We start from the raw sequence: 296 nt of genomic DNA, 5'->3' as shown, positions 1-296 counted from the left end.
GAAGAATTAGTTTTGATCCATCTTGTGAGAATCAATCAATCGATCAATAATGGCTGCTTCAGTGATGCTATCATCGGTGACATTGAAACCAGCTGGTTTCTCGGTGGAGAAGACCTCGGCCAGAGGATTACCTTCGCTCACTAGAGCTCGTCCCTCCTTCAAAATCGTCGCCAGTGGCGTCAAGAAGATCAAGACCGACAAGCCCTTCGGAATTAACGGCAGCATGGACTTGAGGGACGGTGTCGACGCCTCCGGCAGGAAGGGCAAGGGATACGGTGTTTACAAATACGTCGACA

The 296-nt window shown here is 50.0% G+C and carries 1 protein-coding gene; it reads left to right on the top strand.

Going from position 1 to position 296, the window contains the following annotated elements:
- Nucleotides 1-49: 49 nt before the first annotated feature.
- Nucleotides 50-296, top strand: a 247-nt coding sequence (psbR, locus tag GQA99_RS20415) for a photosystem II protein PsbR (RefSeq protein WP_160057040.1), incomplete at its 3' end; no start/stop codon positions are given.

The sequence above is a fragment of the Shewanella litoralis genome (assembly GCF_009828585.1).
GTDB classification, from domain to species: Bacteria; Pseudomonadota; Gammaproteobacteria; order Enterobacterales; family Shewanellaceae; genus Shewanella; species Shewanella litoralis.
The sequence above is the reverse complement of the archived record's forward strand: the minus strand, read 5'-3'. Positions and strand labels throughout refer to the sequence as shown.